Here is a 16,713-nt window from a genome sequence, read left to right as displayed (position 1 = left end):
CGACTCCAGAACACGGGTCGTGAGCAGTCGTCCACAAGGATCTCCATTGTCGTCCCACGACTCCTTGGCCGTGTTCGCGGCACTCGCTGCAGAGCTGCAGCAGGAGCCTGACGAGGCCGTCACCTCTCGCGCGATCGTCACCCGCATGCGCGAGCTCGTCCCTGAGGCCGACCAGGTCAGCCTCACCATCCGTACCTCGCGCGGGGGGCACAAGACCCTCGCGAGCAGCGACCCGCTCGCGGAGGAGGCCGACGCCCTCCAGTACGCCCTGGGCGAGGGTCCGTGCGTCGAGATCGCCGACACCGGCGGCTGGCTGCGCAGCGGCGACGTCGGCACCGACACGCGCTACCCGACGTGGGGCCCGCGCGCCGCGGAGCTCGGCGTGGGCTCGCTGCTCGCCGTCGCCGTCACCGACCGCGACGGCCCGCTGGGCGCGCTCAACCTCTACAGCGCGCGCACCGGGGCCTTCGCCGACCGCGACGTCGTCGACATCGCGCTGGTCTATGCCGTCCACGCCACGACCGCGCTGTCGTCGGCGCGCCGGGCCAGCACGCTGCAGACGGCCGTGAGCTCGAGGCACGTCATCGGCATGGCGCAGGGCATCGCGATGGAGCGCTACGGCATCGACCAGCACCAGAGCTTCGAGCTGCTGCGCCGGCTGTCGTCCACCACCAACGTCAAGCTGCGGGAGGTCGCCGCCCAGATCGTCGCCACCCGCGCGATCCCGCACGAGCGGGTCGACGAGGTCGTCGACGACTGATCAGTCCGGCAGGTCAGTCCGGCAGGGCGCCCGTGTCGAGGACGTGCTCGGACACGAGCCCGATCTTCGTGCGCCGGGTGCGCGCCGCGGTGCGCAGCGCGTTGAAGGCCGCGACGGCGTCGATCGACTCCTTGGCCATCAGGAAGCCGACAGCGCGCTCGATCACCACGCGGTAGTCCAGGGCGTACTGGAGCTGGCGGGCCAGCTCACCGGCGGTGTGGGCCTGGAGCGCGGCGCTCAACGTGGTCGCGATGACCTCGGCATAGCGCCCGAGCGCGGCCACCTCGCTGTCGTCCCAGTCGTGCGGACGCTCCTTGTAGACGTCGAGCGTGCCGATCGGCACGCCGCCGAGCACCACAGGGGTGCCGAGCACCGCGCGCACCGGCTGCCCGGCCATCACGCGGGCCAGCGTGGGCCACCGTTCGACCTCGGCGCGGAGGTCGCGGCTGGTCACCGCGCGCCCCTTGACGAACGCCTCGGTGCACGGGCCCTCGCCCGCCTCGGCCTCGGTCTGCTCGAGCAGCCGGCCGGGTCCGTCGCTCGCGGCGGCGTAGACGAGCATGTCCTGCTCGTCGGCCACCAGGACTCCCGCGCCGTCGACGGAGAACAGGTCCTCGCACGCCGACACCACGAAGTGCAGCGCGGAGGAGAGGGTCCCGTCGTCGTCGCGGGGCTGGCTGAGGCGGCGCAGGCTCTCGGCGAGAGCGGCGTCGTCGATGTTCATGGTGCTGGAGTGTTCCCGTTCCACGGGCCCTCTGGCCAGCCCGACGCGGGCAGCTGGTCGACGAATCTCCCCAGCACCTCGCGATCGGCGTCGTCGACGGTGCCGTCGTGGGTGGAGACGAGCACCCGGGCGACGGTGCGGACCTTGGTGTTGCTGTCCTGCGAGACCCGCAGCATCGTGCGCCAGGCCTGCTCCGTGCTCAGGCCGAAGCGGGCGGACAGCAGGCCGACGGCCATGCCGATGTCACGCTGCGAGCGTACGGCCTCGTGCAGCTGCGCGACCTCGTCGCGCAGGGCGTCCGCCTGCGGAGCAGGGTCGTCAGAGGGTAGGGGCATCCCAGACATCGTCACCTTCACATGACAAGAGGTCCGCGGACACAGGGCGGAGCGATCGAACGACTACGTCGTCGAGTCTACAGACTCCTCCCACCCGGGGGGAGGGGCGCGAGGATGGGCCACTGACCGCTGACTGGGTTACAGTCGAGGGGACTCAAGCCGCCGGGTCGTCCGCACTCTCCATCTGGGAGGTGCTGTGCCGGATCAACGTCCCCGGCGCGGCTCGCCCGACGTCTTCGACTTCGAGGGCGACGGTGACGACGCGCGCGAGTGGCTCGACACCGCCTACGACACGTCGCTGCGCCTGCGTGGCCCGATGGGGACGGTCCACCACCAACGGCACGAGGCCAGCGGGGTGTCCTTCGACCGGCTGCGCATCGACGCGCCGGTCCGTTTCGACGCGGACCCGATGCCGGTCCTGGTGGTGGTCGACGTCCTCGACGGCGAGGTGGAGTACACCCACGGGTCGGTGACCGACCGCGGTCGCGAGGGCGACACCGTCCTCGCCTCCGGGTGGGGCATGCCCTTCAGCGGCGGCGGCCCCGGCTACGACGTGCGCAACACCGGCGTCTCGCTCGACGTGCTGAGCGAGGCGATCGCCGACATCGACCCCGAGATGACCAGCTCCGACCTGGCCTTCAGCAGCTTCGTCCCCCGGTCGGCCGCCGCCGGCGCCCAGTGGCGCGCGGTCGTGGACCGGCTGAGCGGCTCGACCGCGCTCGACGACCCGATGTCCAGCGCGGAGGCGACCCGGCTGCTGGCCAACACGCTCCTGCACACCTTCGACAACAACGTGGTCGGTGACGGTGCCCTGGCCGCCCGCGACGCGCGCGACGCCACCCAGTCCACGGTCCGGCGGGCCCAGCGGCTCATCGAGGAGCGCGCCCACGACGAGCTGTCGCTCTCCGACATCGCGCAGGCCTGCCACGTCACCCCGCGGGCGCTCCAGTACGCCTTCCGGCGGCACCTGGAGTGCACCCCGCACGCCTACCTGCGCCAGGTCCGGCTCGACCTGGTCCACCAGGCCCTGCGCGAGGGGACCGCGCACAGCGTCGGCGACGTCGCCGCCCGCTTCGGCTTCTTCAACCCCGGGCGCTTGGCGACCGAGTACCGGGCGGTGTTCGGGGAGAACCCTGGACAGACCTTGCTCCGCTCCGGCGGCTGACGAGACGTTCGCTTTACGGCTGTCGTACGGTCCGCTCGCGTGTGACCGTGGAGGTGAAGCCTTGCTGGAGACCACGGCAAGCATCATCACCAGAGGAAGCGAGCACGTGGTCACCATGTCGATCGCCCCTGAGCTCACCCGTACCCACCGCACCATCACGCCCGTCCAGCCCCTCGAGGGCAAGGCCCGGGCCCGGCGCACCGACGCCATCGTCCACGACCTGCGCGACGCACGTCGCGACGCGGACGCCCGCGAGCTGACCCGTCAGCTCATCGAGACGAACGCCGCCGTGGCCCGCAGCATGGCCTCGCGCTACCGCAACCGGGGCATCGACCTCGACGACCTCGAGCAGGTCGCGCTGCTCGGCCTCACCAAGGCCGCCCAGCGCTTCGACCCCTCGGCCGGCCATGACTTCCTGTCGTTCGCCGTCCCCACGGTGCGCGGCGAGCTGCGCCGCCACTTCCGCGACATCGGCTGGACCGTCCGGCCGCCGCGCCGCGTCCAGGACCTCCAGACCCGCATCGCCGGCGCCCAGGACACGCTCGAGTCCTCGCTGGGTCGTTCGCCGCGACCGAGCGAGGTCGCCGAGCACCTGGGCGAGAAGGTCGACGACGTCGTCGAGGCGCTGTCGGCCGACGGGTGCTTCACCCCGACGTCGCTGGACGCGACGGTCGCCGACGGCTCCACGTCGCTGGGCGACCTGCTCGGCGAGGACGACCGGGCCCTGGCGCAGGTCGAGGCCAAGGTCGTGCTCGACCCGCTCGTACGCCTGCTGTCCCACCGCGACCAGCGGATACTGTGGCTCCGGTTCCACGACGAGCACACCCAGCAGGAGATCGCCGAGGAGGTCGGCCTCACGCAGGCGCAGGTGTCGCGGGTGCTGACCCGGATCCTGGCCGAGCTGCGCGCTCACCTCGTCGAGCACCCGCCGGCGGCCTGAGCCGGCGTCAGGCGCGCACCACGTCGCCGTAGAGCGTGGTGCGCTGACGGAGTGGACGGCCGGCCTCCGCCGCGATGGCGGCGAGGTCGGCCGGCGTCATGCCCTGGCCGTGGCTGGCGCCCGCCGCGCGGCTGATGTTCTCGTCCATGAGGGTGCCGCCGAGGTCGTCGACGCCGGCGGCGAGCAGCTGCTGGGCCCCGATGCGGCCGAGCTTGACCCACGACGCCTGCACGTGGTCGATGTCGCCGGCGTAGGCGATGCGGGCCACGGCGTGCACGAGCACGGTCTCGCGCCACGTCGGCCCGCGCCGGGCACCCCTCTTGAGGTAGATCGGGGCCGCCATGTGGACGAACGGCAGCCCGACGAACTCGGTGAAGCCGCCCGTCTCGCGCTGCAGCTCGCGGGTGCGGAGCAGGTGGCGCACCCAGTGGTGCGGGCGCTCGACCGAGCCGAACATCATCGTGACGTTGCTGCGCAGACCCACCCGGTGCGCGGTGCGGTGCACCTCGAGCCACTCGTCGGTCGTGATCTTGTCCGGGCACAGCACGGCGCGGACCTCGTCGTCGAGGATCTCCGCGGCCGTGCCCGGCAGCGACCTCAGGCCGGCGTCCTTGAGCCGGAGCAGGTAGTCCTCCAGCGGCTCCCCGAGCCGCCGTGAGCCCTCCAGCACCTCGAGCGCGGTGAAGCCGTGGACGTGGATCTCCGGCACCCGGTCGCGCACCGCCCGCGCGACCTGGACGTAGAAGTCGCCGTCGAAGCTCGGGTGGATGCCGCCCTGCAGGCAGACCTCCGTGGCGCCCAGGGCGTACGCCTCGGCGCTGCGCTCGGCGACCTCGTCGAGGCCGAGGAGGTAGGGGGCGCCGCGCAGGTTGAGCGACAGCGGGCCCTTGGAGAAGCCGCAGAAGGTGCACCGGAAGGTGCAGACGTTGGTGTAGTTGATGTTGCGGTTGACCACGAAGGTCACCTCGTCGCCGACGACCTCGCGGCGGATCTCGTCGGCGACCTCCGCCACCGCGGCGACCTCCTCGCCGCGCGCGGCGAACAGCGCCTCGAGCTCCTCGGCCCCGGTGTCCTGCCCGGCCCGTACGCCGTCGAGCACCTCGCGGACCCGGCCGGCGACCCCGCGGCCGGTGCGTCGCAGCGGCGTCGGGTCGACGCCCGCACCGGAGAACCACGCGGTCGAGCGACGCCCGATCTGCACGACCTCCGCGCCGGTGCCGACGTTGGCCGCGTCGCGGTGCCGCTCGGGCCACAGCGCGCCCGGGTCGTCGCGGGCGAGGAGGTCGGCGTCGGCCCGGTCGAGCACCGGGAAGTGCAGGGCGGGGTGGAGCCAGCGGTCCGGCTCCGCGGCGTACGCGGGGTGCACCGTCAGCCGTGGTGCGAGCTGGTGGCCCGCGGACTCGGTCGCCTCGCGGAGCGAGTCCAGCGACGGCCACGGGCGCTCCGGGTTGACGTGGTCGGCGGTGACGGGGGAGACCCCGCCCCAGTCGTCGATGCCGGCGGCCAGCAGCCCGGCGAGCTCGTCGGGCGCCGAGAGGTTGGGCGGCGCCTGGACGTGCACGTCGTCGGGCAGGACGAGCCGGGCCAGGGCGATCGCGCGGACGTGGTCCTCGTGCGGGCACGGCGGGGCGCCGCGCATCGCGGTGCCGGGCTTGGGCAGGAAGTTCTGGACGATGACCTCCTGCACGTGGCCGTGCTCGCGGTGCGAGCGGGCGATGGCCTCCAGCGCCTCGAGGCGGTCGGCCTCGGTCTCGCCGATGCCGACGAGGATCCCGGTGGTGAACGGGATCGACAGCCGGCCGGCTTCCTCGAGGGTGGCCAGGCGGCGGGCGGGCACCTTGTCGGGCGCCCCGCGGTGGGCCGGCAGGTCCTCGCGCAGGCTCTCCAGCATCATCCCCTGCGACGGGCAGGTGCGGCGCAGCAGCGCCAGCTCGTCGCGGCCGAGGGCGCCGGCGTTGGCGTGGGGGAGCAGGCCGGTCTCGGCGAGGACGAGTGCGGTCGCCTCGGCGAGGTAGTCGACGGTCGTGCGGTGGCCGCGCCCGGCCAGCCACGCGGCGGCCTCGGGGTAGCGCAGCTCGGGCGCCTCGCCGAGGGTGAAGAGCGCCTCGTGGCACCCGGCGGCGGCTCCGGCCTCCGCGATGGCGAGCACCTCCTCCGGCGCGAGGTAGGGCACGGTCGTGCGCGGCGACTCGGCGAACGTGCAGTAGCCGCACCGGTCGCGACACATGTGCGTGAGGGGGATGAACACCTTGGGGGAGTACGTCACGCGGGTGCCGAAGAGCGCGTCGCGGCGGGCCCCGGCCAGCTCGAGCAGCGCCGGCGTGTGGAGCTCGGTGAGGTCCGGGCTGGGCAGCGACACGGGTCCATGCATGGGTCCATTGTCGGGAACGCGGCGCGCGCGTCGAACCACCACGCGCTCAACGGAGCCACAACGACCGGGAACCACCGGGCCCGACCCGGTGACTGGCGGCGGTGTCGTGGGGTTCAATCAGGCATGAGCCAGGCGGCAGACCCGCGCTCGCCGGTCGTCCTCGTGGTGGACGACGACGCGGCGATCCGTACGGTCGTGCGCTGGCAGCTCGACGACGCTGGCTTCCGGGTCCTCGAGGCCGACGACGGAACCTCCGCGCTCAAGTGCATCCGTGACGAGCACCCGACCCTGGTCGTGCTCGACCTCTCGCTCCCGCGTCTCGGCGGCCTCGACGTGCTGCGGTCCGTGCGCAGCGGGCAGGCGGGGCGGTCCGACACCCCGATCATCGTGCTGTCGGGTCGCAGCGGCGAGGGCGACCGCATCGCCGGGCTCGACCTCGGTGCCGACGACTACCTCGTGAAGCCGTTCTCGCCGGGGGAGCTGGCTGCGCGGGTGCGATCGGTGCTGCGCCGCAGCGCGCCGGACCCGTCGGTGGAGGCGGTGGTCGTCGGGACGCTGCGCATCGAGCCGGCGAGCCGGCGGGTGCTGCTCGGCGAGGAGGAGAAGGAGCTGACTCCCAAGGAGTTCGACCTGCTCCTCTTCCTCGCCACGCACCCGCGCCACGTCTTCACCCGCGCCCAGCTCGTCGACCAGGTCTGGAACTCCTCCTCGCAGTGGCTGGGCGAGGCCACCGTCACCGAGCACGTCCACCGGTTGCGGCTCAAGCTCGAGGCGGACCCCTCCGTCCCGCGGGTGCTGCGGACGGTACGGGGCGTGGGCTACCAGCTGGTGGACGGGTGAGCGCGCCGCTACCGGCCCCGGAGCTGTGGGTCGAGGACGCCCGCGAGCTGCTCGACCGGCAGACCGAGGTGCTGGAGATGATTGCCCGCGCCGCGCCGCTCGCCGAGGTGCTCACCGGCATCCTCGCCTCGCTCGAGCACCTGATGGCCGGCGCACGGTGCTCGGTGCTGCTGCTCGACCGGGAGCGCGGCACGCTGCACCACGGCGCGGCGCCGAGCCTGCCGGAGACGTACGTCGGGGCGATCGACGGGATGGCGATCGGCCCGGCGGCGGGGTCGTGCGGCACGGCCGCCGCGCTCGACGTCGCGGTGGTCGCCACCGACGTCCGCTCTGACCCGCGGTGGGTCGGTTACCGCGACCTCGCGGCCGCGGCCGGGCTGCGCAGCTGCTGGTCCACCCCGATCGAGGGCCGCGACGGCCGGCCGGTGGGCACGTTCGCGGTCTACCACGCGCGTCCGCACCGCCCGAACCCGCGCGAGCAGCTCCTCGTGGACCGCTTCACCCACCTCGCGTCGGTCGCCATCGACCACGCCCGGCTCGTCCAGGAGAGGCAGGCACGGCTCGAGGCCGAGACGGCGCGGCGCACGGCCGAGGAGCTCTCCCGCGCCCGGCTCGAGCTGCTGGCCGCCGTCGGCCACGAGGCGCGGACGCCGATCCAGGCCATCGTCGGGTTCGCCGAGCTGCTCGGCACGATGGACCTCGACGAGCCCCGCCGCCGCGAGGCACTGCAGCACATCGGCGCGGCGGCCGGGCACGTGATGGACCTGCTCTCGGACGTCCTCGACCTCAGTCGCCTCGAGGCCAACGTCCTGCCGGTCGCCGCCGAGCCCGTCGACCTCGGCGAGGTCGTCGACGAGGCGTTCGGGCTGCTGTCCGCCCAGGCGGGGCGTCGCGGGTGCCGCCTGGTGCACGACGTCCGGGGCGAGCGGCGGGTGCTCGGCGACCGGAGGAGGTTGCGGCAGGTGCTGATCAACCTCGTGGCCAACTCCGTGCGCCACGGCCGGGTCGGCGGCTGCGTTCAGGTCAGCTGCCGCACCGACGCGGACCCCACCGGCGCGTCCGTGCTGGTGACGATCGACGACGACGGCCCCGGCATCCCGCCCGACGTGCTGCCGCGCATCTTCACGCCGTACGCCCGCGCCGCCCCCGGTGACGGGTCGGCGGAGGAGAGCATCGGGCTCGGCCTGGCGCTCGCCCACGGCCTCGTGCGGGCCATGGGCGGGGACCTGTCCGTCGGGAGCTCCGGTCCCGGCGGGACCTCGATGCACCTGCGGCTCCCGGCGTGATCAGTCCTCGCTGGCGGCCCAGCCGGTGATCCGCACGATGCGGCACACCAGCACCCGGTGGAACGGCTTGTCTGCGTACTGCGGGACGGTCCCGGCGAGCCGGTCGGCGAGCTCCTCGACGACGGCGTCCGGCGGGTCCGGCACGTGCTCGCAGTCGGCGCGCACCCACCACAGCCGCGACCAGTCGTCGGCGTCCCAGTGCTCGACCAGCAGCGACCCGCGCGGGTCGCCGGCGAGGTTGTCCTCGCGCTGGAGCCGGGACGACTTCTTGGGCTTGACCGAGTCGATCGGGACGCCGACGTGGCCGTCGTCGGTGACGGCGTAGACCACGGGCTGCGGGTCGGGGCCCCGCTCGGGGTGCAGCGTGCAGAACACGCCGTGCACGTGCGCAGCGAGCCGGGACCGGGAGGTTTCCTCGTCGAGACGCATGCCGACAGAATCCCCCACCCGCGCGCGCCGGACCATAACGCCTTCCTCAACGCTGCGGCGACCTGCTTGACCGGCGACCGCGCGGCCGTACAGGTTGGCGCCATGAACCTGGCCAGCTGGGTGGAGCGGCAGGGCCGCCGGCTGCGCGAGCGGCCGGCCCTCGCCGTCGGGCACGACGTCCACGCGACCTGGGCCGACTTCGCCGCGCGGGTGGCCGGCGCGGCCGGAGGGCTGCGCGCGGAGCTGGGGCTCGCACCCGGCGACCGGGTGGCGATCGTGATGGACAACCGCCCGGAGTACCTCGAGGCCCAGTTCGCCGTGTGGCACGCCGGGCTCGTCGCGGTGCCGGTCAACGCCCGGCTCCACCGCGACGAGGTGGCCTATGTCCTGGAGCACTCCGGGACCCGCGCGGTCCTCACCGACGAGGCGCACGCCGGCGACGTGACGACCCTCCGCGACCGCATCGACGCCGTCGAGCACGTCGTGCTGGCACCCGGCCCGGGGTGGGACCGGCTCACCGGCCGCGAACCGGCGGCGATGACCGAGCGGAGCGGCGACGACCCCGCGTGGCTCTTCTACACCAGCGGCACCACAGGCCGGCCCAAGGGCGCGACCCTCACCCACGGCAACCTGCTCATGGCCTCGCTGAGCTACTTCGCCGACATCGGGGCAGTCTCGGTCGACGACAGCGTCCTGCACGCGGCGCCGCTGTCGCACGGCTCCGGCCTGTACGGGCTGCCGCACGTCGCCCGCGGCGCGGTCAGCGTCTTCCCCGCGCACGGTGCGCTCACCGGGGCCGAGCTCGTCGACCTCGTCGGGCGATGGCCGGGGATGTCGTTCTTCGCCGCGCCCGTCATGGTGCGGCGCCTGGCCGCCGACGACGCGCTCGCGGGCGCCGACCTCGGCGGCCTCAAGACGGTCATCTACGGCGGCGCCCCGATGTACCTCGCCGACCTCGAGGCCGCGCTGGCCGCCTTCGGCCCCCGGCTGGCGCAGATCTACGGCCAGGGCGAGACCCCGATGACCATCACCTCCCTGTCGGTGCACGACCACGCCGACACCGCCCACCCGCGGTGGCGCGAGCGGATGCAGTCGGTCGGCTTCCCCCGCACCGACGTCGAGGTGCGGGTGGCCGGCGAGGACGGGCGGCCCCTCCCGGCCGGGGAGGCGGGCGAGGTGCTGGTGCGCGGCGCCGTCGTGATGGCCGGCTACTGGGACCAGCCGGAGGCGACCGCGGAGGCCCTGCGCGACGGGTGGCTGCACACCGGCGACGTCGGCAGCCTCGACGAGGACGGGTTCCTGACGCTGCACGACCGGTCGAAGGACCTCATCATCAGCGGCGGGATGAACATCTATCCCCGTGAGGTCGAGGAGGCGCTGCTGCGCCACCCCCACGTCGCCGCGGCCGCCGTGGTGGGCAGGCCCGACCCAGAGTGGGGCGAGGCCGTGGTCGCCTTCGTGGTGACCGACGGCGCCGAGGTGCCCGTCGAGGAGCTCGACCGGGTCTGCCTGGACCACATCGCCCGGTTCAAGCGGCCCAAGGACTACCACTTCGTCGACGCGCTGCCGACCAACAACTACGGCAAGGTCCTCAAGCGCGAGCTGCGCGAGCGCCTGCGCTGAGCGTTGAGCGTTGAGGAAACCATGAGCGGCGCTGCCCTTGCGGGCGGGCACCCTCGACTGTGGGATACGTCACAAAGGGCCGAACCGGGCCAGATCCCTCCCGAGGAGAACCGTGAGATGAAGCTCGCCCTCTACTTGCCGACCTTCCGCAACCACGTCACGGTGCAGGAGCTCGCCGACCTGACCGACCTGGCCGAGGAGCTCGACTTCGACTCCGTGTGGACCCTCGACCGCCTCGTGGTCCCCGAGGCCTCCGACCGCGGTGAGCTGCAGTACTCGTTCGGCATGATGAAGGAGTTCCCGACCCAGCTGCCGGTGGAGTCGCGCGGCAAGTGGTTCCAGGGGTGGCCGATCCTGCCGTGGCTGGCGGCGCGCACCGAGAAGCTGCGCATCGGCATGAGCATCACCAACACCCCGTTCCGCAGCCCGGCCCTCTTCGCCGCCGAGTGCGCCACGATCGACCACCTCTCCAACGGCCGGCTCAACGTGGGCATCGGGTCGGGCTGGATGCCCGAGGAGTTCGCCGCGGCGAGCGTCGCGGACCGGTTCGCGCGGCGGCACTCCCACGTGCGCGAGACCATCGAGATCGCCCAGGGCATCTGGACCAACGAGATCTTCGAGTACCACGGCGAGCACGCTGACTTCGAGCCGTGCGGCTTCGGCCACAAGCCGGTCCAGAAGCCCCACCCGCCGATCTACTTCAGCGGCCTTCGTGACCCCAAGCGCTCGGCCAACCGCGTCGCCAAGTACGGCCTGCACGGCTGGATCGGCATCCAGGACACCCCGCGCGAGTTCACCGAGTGGCGCACCGCGATCGCCCGCGAGCTCGAGGAGCTCGGCAAGTCCATCGACGACCTCGACATGTGCTCGATGATCTGGTTCACCATCACCGACGAGGACGTCGACCAGACCGACAACGGCAAGGTGTCCAACATCCTCGTCGGGAGCGAGCGCCAGCTCGTCGACATGCTCAAGACCTACCAGGAGGCGGGGATGACGATGCCGTTGCTGTGGCCGCCCTTCGCCGACGTGCCGGTGTCGAAGACCCTCGACGACCTCAAGCGCCTCAAGAACGACATCATGCCCAAGGTGGAGGCGTCCTAGGAGCCCCGGCGGGCCGGAGCGAGGGCGTGCAGCACGTGCTCCGCCTCGGCTGCCGCGCCGTCCGCGTCGACGTCGGGCGAGCCCACCCGCGGCGAGAAGTTCAGGTCGACGAAGACCTCGTCGGCCCCGCGGCTCCGTACGGCTGCGAGGTCGTCGAGCACCTGCTCGCGCGTGCCGTGGAACGGACGCCGACCCGGTCCCGGGTCGCGGTCGACCAGGTCGACGACGGCGCGCAGCAGGATCCGTACGGACCGCGGGTCGCGATCGGCCTCGCGCGCGCCCTCGCGCACCAGCCGCACGGACGCCGTGAGGGTGTCGAGGTCCTGCCGGGTGCTGCCGATCCAGCCCTGGGCGAGCCGGCCCGCGCGACGCAGCGCCGCCGGCGCCGTGCCGCCCACCAGCACCGGCGGGTGCGGGCGCTGGAGCGGGCGGACGCCGAGGTGCGAGGGAGGGACGGAGTAGTGCTCGCCGCGGAAGGTGACGGGGTCCTCGGTCCACAGCGCGACCAGGCAGCGCAGGTACTCCTCCATCCGGGCGCCGCGCCCGGCCCACGGCACCCCCGCGGCCTCGTACTCCTCGGGCAGCCAGCCCATGCCGACCCCGACCGTCAGCCTGCCGGCGGTGAGGTGGTCCAGCGTCGCCATCGCCTTGGCGAGCACCGGCGGCGGCGTGAACGGCGCGCACACCGTCGCGGTGCCGAGGCCGATGCGCGTGGTGTGCGACGCGACGTGCGCCAAGGGCAGGACGGCGTCGTGGACCGAGGCGTACGCCGGGTCCGCGGCCGGCCGGGTGCCGGGGTTCTCGACCGGCCTCCCCGTGGCGTCCGTCGCCGTGGCCGCGACCGGTTGCAGCAGCCGCTGGAAGGTCCACAGCGACTCATAGCCCAGCTCCTCGGCCAGACGCGCGACGTGGATCATCGTGCCCGGTGTTGCCCAGCTCCCGGAGACTGGGAGACCGAAGCCGATCGCCGGCAGGTCGTCGTCCATCCGGCCACGATGTCACCGCCCGTCCCGACCCGTACACACCCCAGACCTGACCCGACCGAACGGAACCGTCCGTGAACCAGCCCTCCCCCCTCGCCGTCGGCTACAAGGCCTCCGCCGAGCAGTTCGGCCCGCGCGAGCTCGTCGAGCTCGGCGTGCGCGCCGAGGAGGTCGGCCTCGACAGCGTGTGGCTCAGCGACCACCTCCAGCCCTGGCGCCACGAGGGCGGGCACGCACCCAACGCGCTCGCGGCGCTGGCCGCGATCGGCGAGCGCACCGAGCGGGTGGTGCTCGGCACCAGCGTGCTCACGCCGACGTTCCGCTACAACCCGGCCGTGCTCGCGCAGCAGTTCGCGACGCTCGCGCTGCTCAACCCCGGCCGCGTCGTGCTCGGCGTCGGCACCGGCGAGGCGCTCAACGAGATCTCGGTCGGGCTGGCCGAGTGGCCGGACTTCAAGGAGCGGTGGGCCCGGCTGCGCGAGTCCGTACGCCTCCTGCGCGAGCTGTGGACCGGCGAGCGGGTCTCGTTCGAGGGCGACTACTACCGCACCGTCGACGCCACGATCTACGACCGGCCCGAGGGCGGGGTCCCGATCTGGGTCGCGGCGGGCGGGCCGCAGATGGCGAAGTACGCCGGGCGCGTGGGCGACGGCTTCATCTGCACCAGCGGCAAGGGGATGGACCTCTACACCGAGCGGCTGCTGCCCGCCGTCGAGGAGGGGCGTGCCGCGTCCGACGTCGAGCGCGCCTTCAGCCGGATGATCGAGATCAAGCTGTCGTACGCCCCGACGCGCGAGGAGGCGCTGGAGAACTGCCGGTTCTGGGCCCCCCTGTCGCTGAGCGCCGAGCAGAAGCACCAGCTCGACGACCCGGTGGAGATGGCGGCGGCCGCCGACGCGCTGCCCATCGAGCAGGTCGCCCGACGCTGGATCGTCGCGACCACGCCCGAGGAGGTCCTCGCGGAGGTCCGGCCCTATGTCGAGGCGGGCTTCGACCACCTGGTCCTCCACGCCCCCGGGCACGACCAGGAGCAGTTCCTGCGGTCCTTCGCCGCGGAGGTGCTGCCGGCGGTGCGGGCGCTGGCCCCGGAGGTCGGGTAGCGGCAGGTCCGTGGCTAGCGCCAGAGCCAGCGCAGCGCGTCGGGCAGCAGCACGCCCGGGTGGTTGGAGTCGTGGGCTCCGTCGCCGAGCACCAGCCGGGCGTCGTAGCCGGCCCGGACCAGGGCAGCGGCGACGAGCAGGTTCTCCACCAGCCAGTTGTCCTCCGGCTCGTCCCAGCCGAGGTCCCGGTGCCCGACCTGCAGGAGGACGCGCAGCGGCCGCGCGGGCTCGGAGGCGATGACCTCGGCCCACGGATTGCCGCCGACGACCTGCGGGAAGCTCGAGGAGAAGCCGATGACCTTCCCGAACGCGTCGGGGCGGTGCCAGGCGGCCGTGAGGGCCGCGCTGCCGCCGCTGCTGAACCCGCAGGTCCCGCGCTGGGCAGGGTCGTCCCTGATCGGGACGTGCTGACCGACCAGGGGCAGGACCTCGTCGGCGAGGAGGTCGGCGTAGCGGCTGTCGAAGGCGTCGTACTCGGCGTTGCGGGCGACGGGGTCGACGAAGACGCCGACCATCGGCGGGATGTCGCCCGCCGCGATCAGGTTGTCCAGGACGACGCCCGCGCGCAGGTCGTCCTCGGGGTCGAGGAAGCCACCGCCGTCCTGGAAGACCATGCAGGGCAGCGCGTCGTCCGTCGTGGAAGGGGCGTGCACCCAGACGTCGCGGGTCGTTCCGGGGAACGCCTCCGAGCCGGCGAGCTGGAGCCGGGTCGTCCGGCCGGGGGTGACGCCGGGGCGGGGTGCGGAGTCGGGCCCGTGCTCGTACAGCACGTGCGACTGGTCGATGGGCAGCGGCCGGAACGGAACCCCAGAATCCATGCCCGCGAACCTAGTCCCTGGGCACCCGGCTCCTGCGTGAGAGGGTGGCCCGGTGAGCGACGGGGGCGTGTTCATCTCGGGGTCGTTCGTCCGCTACTGGCGCGCCACGGCGGTCTCGGGACTGGGCACGTACGTCACCGTGTTCGCGCTCCAGGCGCTGGTCGTGCTGAGCCTGGACGGGACGGCCGCGGACGTCGGGTGGCTCAACGCCGCTCGCTGGTTGCCCTACCTCACCTTCGGCCTCGTCGTGGGCGCGCTCGTCGACGGCAGGCGGCGCCTGTCGCTGATGGTGCGCACCGACCTCGTCCAGGCGGTGCTGCTGCTCGCGATCCCGGTGCTGTGGTGGGCCGACGCGTTGACGCTCCCGGTGCTGCTGGCTGTCGTCTTCGCCTACGGCACGGCGGCCGTGGTCAACATGGCGGCGACGATGGCGTTCCTCCCGCGCCTCGTGGAGCGCGGCCAGCTGCAGCCCGCCCACGCGCGTGTGGACGGGGCCGACGCGGTGTCGGCGACCGCAGGTCCTGCCCTCGGTGGCCTGCTGGTCAGCGCCGTCGGCGCGCCGTTCACGGTCCTCCTGGACTCTGCGACGTACGTCTACTCGGCGCTCACCCTGCGCAGGATCGAGCTGGACGAGGCGCCACCGCGCACAGGGGTGACCGCGCGCGGGCTCGTCGCGGAGGTCGTCGAGGGCGTGCGTTGGGCCTACGGCGCCTCGGGCCTGCGGACGCTGGCGATCGCCACGCACGGCTGGTTCGTCGGCAACGCGGTCGTGGGTGTGGTGCTGGCGCCGTACGCCTTCCTCGTGCTCGACCTCAGCGCGGCCCAGTTCGGTCTCGTCGGGGCCGCCGGCGGGGTGGGCGCCGTGCTCGGGGCGACCGTGACGACCGCGGTGGGGCGACGGCTCGGGACCGGCCGGACGATCATCCTGTGCCACCTGCTCACCACGTCGGCGGTGGTCACCATGACGCTGGCTGGGCAGTCGCCGTACGCCGCCGGGGTGCTGGGGCTCGGCCAGGCCGTCCTCGGTGTGGCGATGGGGATGAGCAACTCCCACGAGATGAGCTACCGGCAGCTGGTCACGCCCGACGAGCTGCAGGCGCGCACCAACACCACGCTGCGCTCGCTCAACCGGGCCGTCGTGGTCGTCGTGGCGCCCATCGCCGGTCTGCTGGCGGACGCGGTCGGTCTCCAGACCATGCTGGTCGTCGCCGCGGCGACCTTCGGGGCCGTGGCCGTCGGCCTGGCCTCGACGCAGTTCAGGAACGTGCGGGCGCCGGCCTGAGCCCGCGCTCGAACTAGGGCTTGACGACCTCGCGCAGCGTCCCCATGGCGCGCTCCAGCGCGTCGCGAGCGGCCTCGATGCGGGCCGCGCCCGGCGGGGTCGCGCGCGTCAGGGCGCGGTCGAGCTCGAGCTCGGCCGCGAACAGGTCCTGGAGCACCTCGGAGTGGACCGCCTCGAGGAAGCGCTCGCGCTCCTCGAGGCGGGCGAGCCGCTCGCTGCGCCGGATGTTGCAGACCTGGCTCCGGGCCCCGGTCCGGGCGAAGAGGTCGGTGACCGCGACCTCGACCCACGACCACGCGCCGTCCGTACGCACCCGCAGCTCGCCGACCCGCTCGGCACCCGTGGGGTCGGCGGCGGCCAGTAGCTCCTCGAGGGCCGGGTGGTCCTCGGGGTGGACGTGGTCCGCCAGCGGCGTGCCGACGACGCCGTCGACCGACCAGCCGAAGAGGTTGGCGACCGCAGGGCTCGCATAGCTGACGACGTGGTCCTCGTCGACGAGGACGGCGGCGTCGCTGGAGCGCTCCAGCAGGTGCCGGACGGCGTCGCCGAGGTTGAGGGACGCGCCGACGATGCCGACCAGCTCGCCGTCGCGGTAGACGCCGCTGTCGGTGACCAGCGCGTGCAGCACCTCGCCGCTGCGACGCCGGACCGCGAAGCCACCGGACCAGGGTCGGCCCTCCCGCAGGGCGGCCATGATCTCCGCCGCCGCCCGGCGGGAGAGCTCCGGCACCGTCACCTCCGTGATGTCGCGGCCGACGGCCTCCGCGGCGGACCAGCCGTACATCTCCTCGGCGGCGTCGTTCCAGAACACCACCGTCCCCTGCGCGTCCGTCGCGATCACGGCGTGGCCGATCGCGTCCAGCAGCTCGTCGGCTGACGGCCGGACGGCGAGGGGAGCGTCGGTCTCCATGAGGCCAGCGTGCGCCCCTCGACCCCGCTCGGTCACGAGGCGA

16 protein-coding genes are annotated in these 16,713 nt (G+C 73.4%); 9 read left to right on the top strand and 7 right to left on the bottom strand.

The features are described 5' to 3' along the window. The first annotated feature begins 46 nt into the window (after positions 1 to 46). The gene (locus IE200_RS06455; protein WP_191278555.1) at positions 47 to 760 is read left to right on the top strand and encodes a GAF and ANTAR domain-containing protein; all 714 of its coding nucleotides are present in this window, start codon (positions 47 to 49) and stop codon (positions 758 to 760) included. A 13-nt stretch (positions 761 to 773) separates the two neighbouring features. On the opposite strand, the gene IE200_RS06450 is transcribed toward IE200_RS06455, so the two are convergent. Together IE200_RS06450 and IE200_RS06445 are read right to left on the bottom strand one after the other, a co-directional pair. Continuing rightward, positions 774 to 1,484 (bottom strand): GAF and ANTAR domain-containing protein, encoded by a 711-nt coding sequence (locus IE200_RS06450; protein ID WP_191278554.1) that lies wholly within the window; start codon positions 1,482 to 1,484, stop codon positions 774 to 776. Further along, on the bottom strand, positions 1,481 to 1,819 hold the full coding sequence (locus IE200_RS06445) for an ANTAR domain-containing protein (RefSeq protein ID WP_191278553.1): 339 nt from the start codon (positions 1,817 to 1,819) through the stop codon (positions 1,481 to 1,483). The genes IE200_RS06450 and IE200_RS06445 overlap by 4 nt, the downstream gene beginning before the upstream one ends. A gap of 196 nt (positions 1,820 to 2,015) precedes the next feature. On the opposite strand from IE200_RS06445, the gene IE200_RS06440 reads away from it, so the two are divergent. Together IE200_RS06440 and IE200_RS06435 are read left to right on the top strand one after the other, a co-directional pair. Next, positions 2,016 to 2,984, top strand: coding sequence for a helix-turn-helix domain-containing protein (locus tag IE200_RS06440; protein WP_191278552.1), 969 nt, complete (start codon positions 2,016 to 2,018; stop codon positions 2,982 to 2,984). 115 nt (positions 2,985 to 3,099) lie between these two features. After that, positions 3,100 to 3,924: a sigma-70 family RNA polymerase sigma factor gene (locus tag IE200_RS06435; protein WP_191278551.1), complete on the top strand. Its 825-nt coding sequence runs from the start codon at positions 3,100 to 3,102 to the stop codon at positions 3,922 to 3,924. Positions 3,925 to 3,931: 7 nt separating this feature from the next. On the opposite strand, the gene IE200_RS06430 is transcribed toward IE200_RS06435, so the two are convergent. Next, positions 3,932 to 6,295, bottom strand: coding sequence for a bifunctional FO biosynthesis protein CofGH (locus IE200_RS06430; RefSeq protein WP_191278550.1), 2,364 nt, complete (start codon positions 6,293 to 6,295; stop codon positions 3,932 to 3,934). A gap of 123 nt (positions 6,296 to 6,418) precedes the next feature. Here IE200_RS06430 and IE200_RS06425 point away from each other — a divergent pair, with 123 nt between their 5' ends. Both IE200_RS06425 and IE200_RS06420 read left to right on the top strand, forming a co-directional pair. Continuing rightward, positions 6,419 to 7,135 carry a response regulator gene (locus IE200_RS06425; RefSeq protein WP_229856188.1) on the top strand — a complete coding sequence of 239 codons (717 nt, stop codon included), beginning with the start codon at positions 6,419 to 6,421 and terminating at the stop codon, positions 7,133 to 7,135. Beyond that, a complete protein-coding gene (locus tag IE200_RS06420; protein ID WP_229856187.1) occupies positions 7,132 to 8,421 on the top strand; it encodes a GAF domain-containing sensor histidine kinase in 1,290 nt (429 codons plus the stop codon). The genes IE200_RS06425 and IE200_RS06420 overlap by 4 nt, the downstream gene beginning before the upstream one ends. On the opposite strand, the gene IE200_RS06415 is transcribed toward IE200_RS06420, so the two are convergent. Further along, positions 8,422 to 8,850 carry a PNPOx family protein gene (locus tag IE200_RS06415; protein WP_191278548.1) on the bottom strand — a complete coding sequence of 143 codons (429 nt, stop codon included), beginning with the start codon at positions 8,848 to 8,850 and terminating at the stop codon, positions 8,422 to 8,424. A gap of 102 nt (positions 8,851 to 8,952) precedes the next feature. Between IE200_RS06415 and IE200_RS06410 the strand changes: the two genes are divergently transcribed. Next, positions 8,953 to 10,473: an AMP-binding protein gene (locus tag IE200_RS06410; protein ID WP_191278547.1), complete on the top strand. Its 1,521-nt coding sequence runs from the start codon at positions 8,953 to 8,955 to the stop codon at positions 10,471 to 10,473. 117 nt (positions 10,474 to 10,590) lie between these two features. Next, the gene (locus IE200_RS06405; RefSeq protein ID WP_191278546.1) at positions 10,591 to 11,577 is read left to right on the top strand and encodes an LLM class flavin-dependent oxidoreductase; all 987 of its coding nucleotides are present in this window, start codon (positions 10,591 to 10,593) and stop codon (positions 11,575 to 11,577) included. On the opposite strand, the gene IE200_RS06400 is transcribed toward IE200_RS06405, so the two are convergent. Further along, positions 11,574 to 12,563: a TIGR03619 family F420-dependent LLM class oxidoreductase gene (locus IE200_RS06400; protein ID WP_191278545.1), complete on the bottom strand. Its 990-nt coding sequence runs from the start codon at positions 12,561 to 12,563 to the stop codon at positions 11,574 to 11,576. The genes IE200_RS06405 and IE200_RS06400 overlap by 4 nt on opposite strands. Before the next feature lie 71 nt (positions 12,564 to 12,634). Between IE200_RS06400 and fgd the strand changes: the two genes are divergently transcribed. Then, positions 12,635 to 13,660, top strand: a complete 1,026-nt coding sequence (fgd, locus tag IE200_RS06395) for a glucose-6-phosphate dehydrogenase (coenzyme-F420) (protein ID WP_191278544.1) — start codon at positions 12,635 to 12,637, stop codon at positions 13,658 to 13,660. 14 nt (positions 13,661 to 13,674) lie between these two features. Here fgd and IE200_RS06390 read toward each other — a convergent pair whose 3' ends face one another. Beyond that, the gene (locus tag IE200_RS06390) at positions 13,675 to 14,478 is read right to left on the bottom strand and encodes an alpha/beta hydrolase (RefSeq protein ID WP_191278543.1); all 804 of its coding nucleotides are present in this window, start codon (positions 14,476 to 14,478) and stop codon (positions 13,675 to 13,677) included. Positions 14,479 to 14,530: 52 nt separating this feature from the next. Between IE200_RS06390 and IE200_RS06385 the strand changes: the two genes are divergently transcribed. Then, positions 14,531 to 15,760: an MFS transporter gene (locus tag IE200_RS06385; protein ID WP_229856186.1), complete on the top strand. Its 1,230-nt coding sequence runs from the start codon at positions 14,531 to 14,533 to the stop codon at positions 15,758 to 15,760. Positions 15,761 to 15,773: 13 nt separating this feature from the next. Here IE200_RS06385 and IE200_RS06380 read toward each other — a convergent pair whose 3' ends face one another. Further along, positions 15,774 to 16,670, bottom strand: coding sequence for a sensor histidine kinase (locus IE200_RS06380; RefSeq protein ID WP_191278542.1), 897 nt, complete (start codon positions 16,668 to 16,670; stop codon positions 15,774 to 15,776). Positions 16,671 to 16,713 lie beyond the last annotated feature (43 nt).

This window comes from Nocardioides flavus (ex Wang et al. 2016), from assembly GCF_014653115.1.
GTDB lineage: Bacteria > Actinomycetota > Actinomycetes > Propionibacteriales > Nocardioidaceae > Nocardioides > Nocardioides flavus.
The sequence above is the reverse complement of the archived record's forward strand: the minus strand, read 5'-3'. Positions and strand labels throughout refer to the sequence as shown.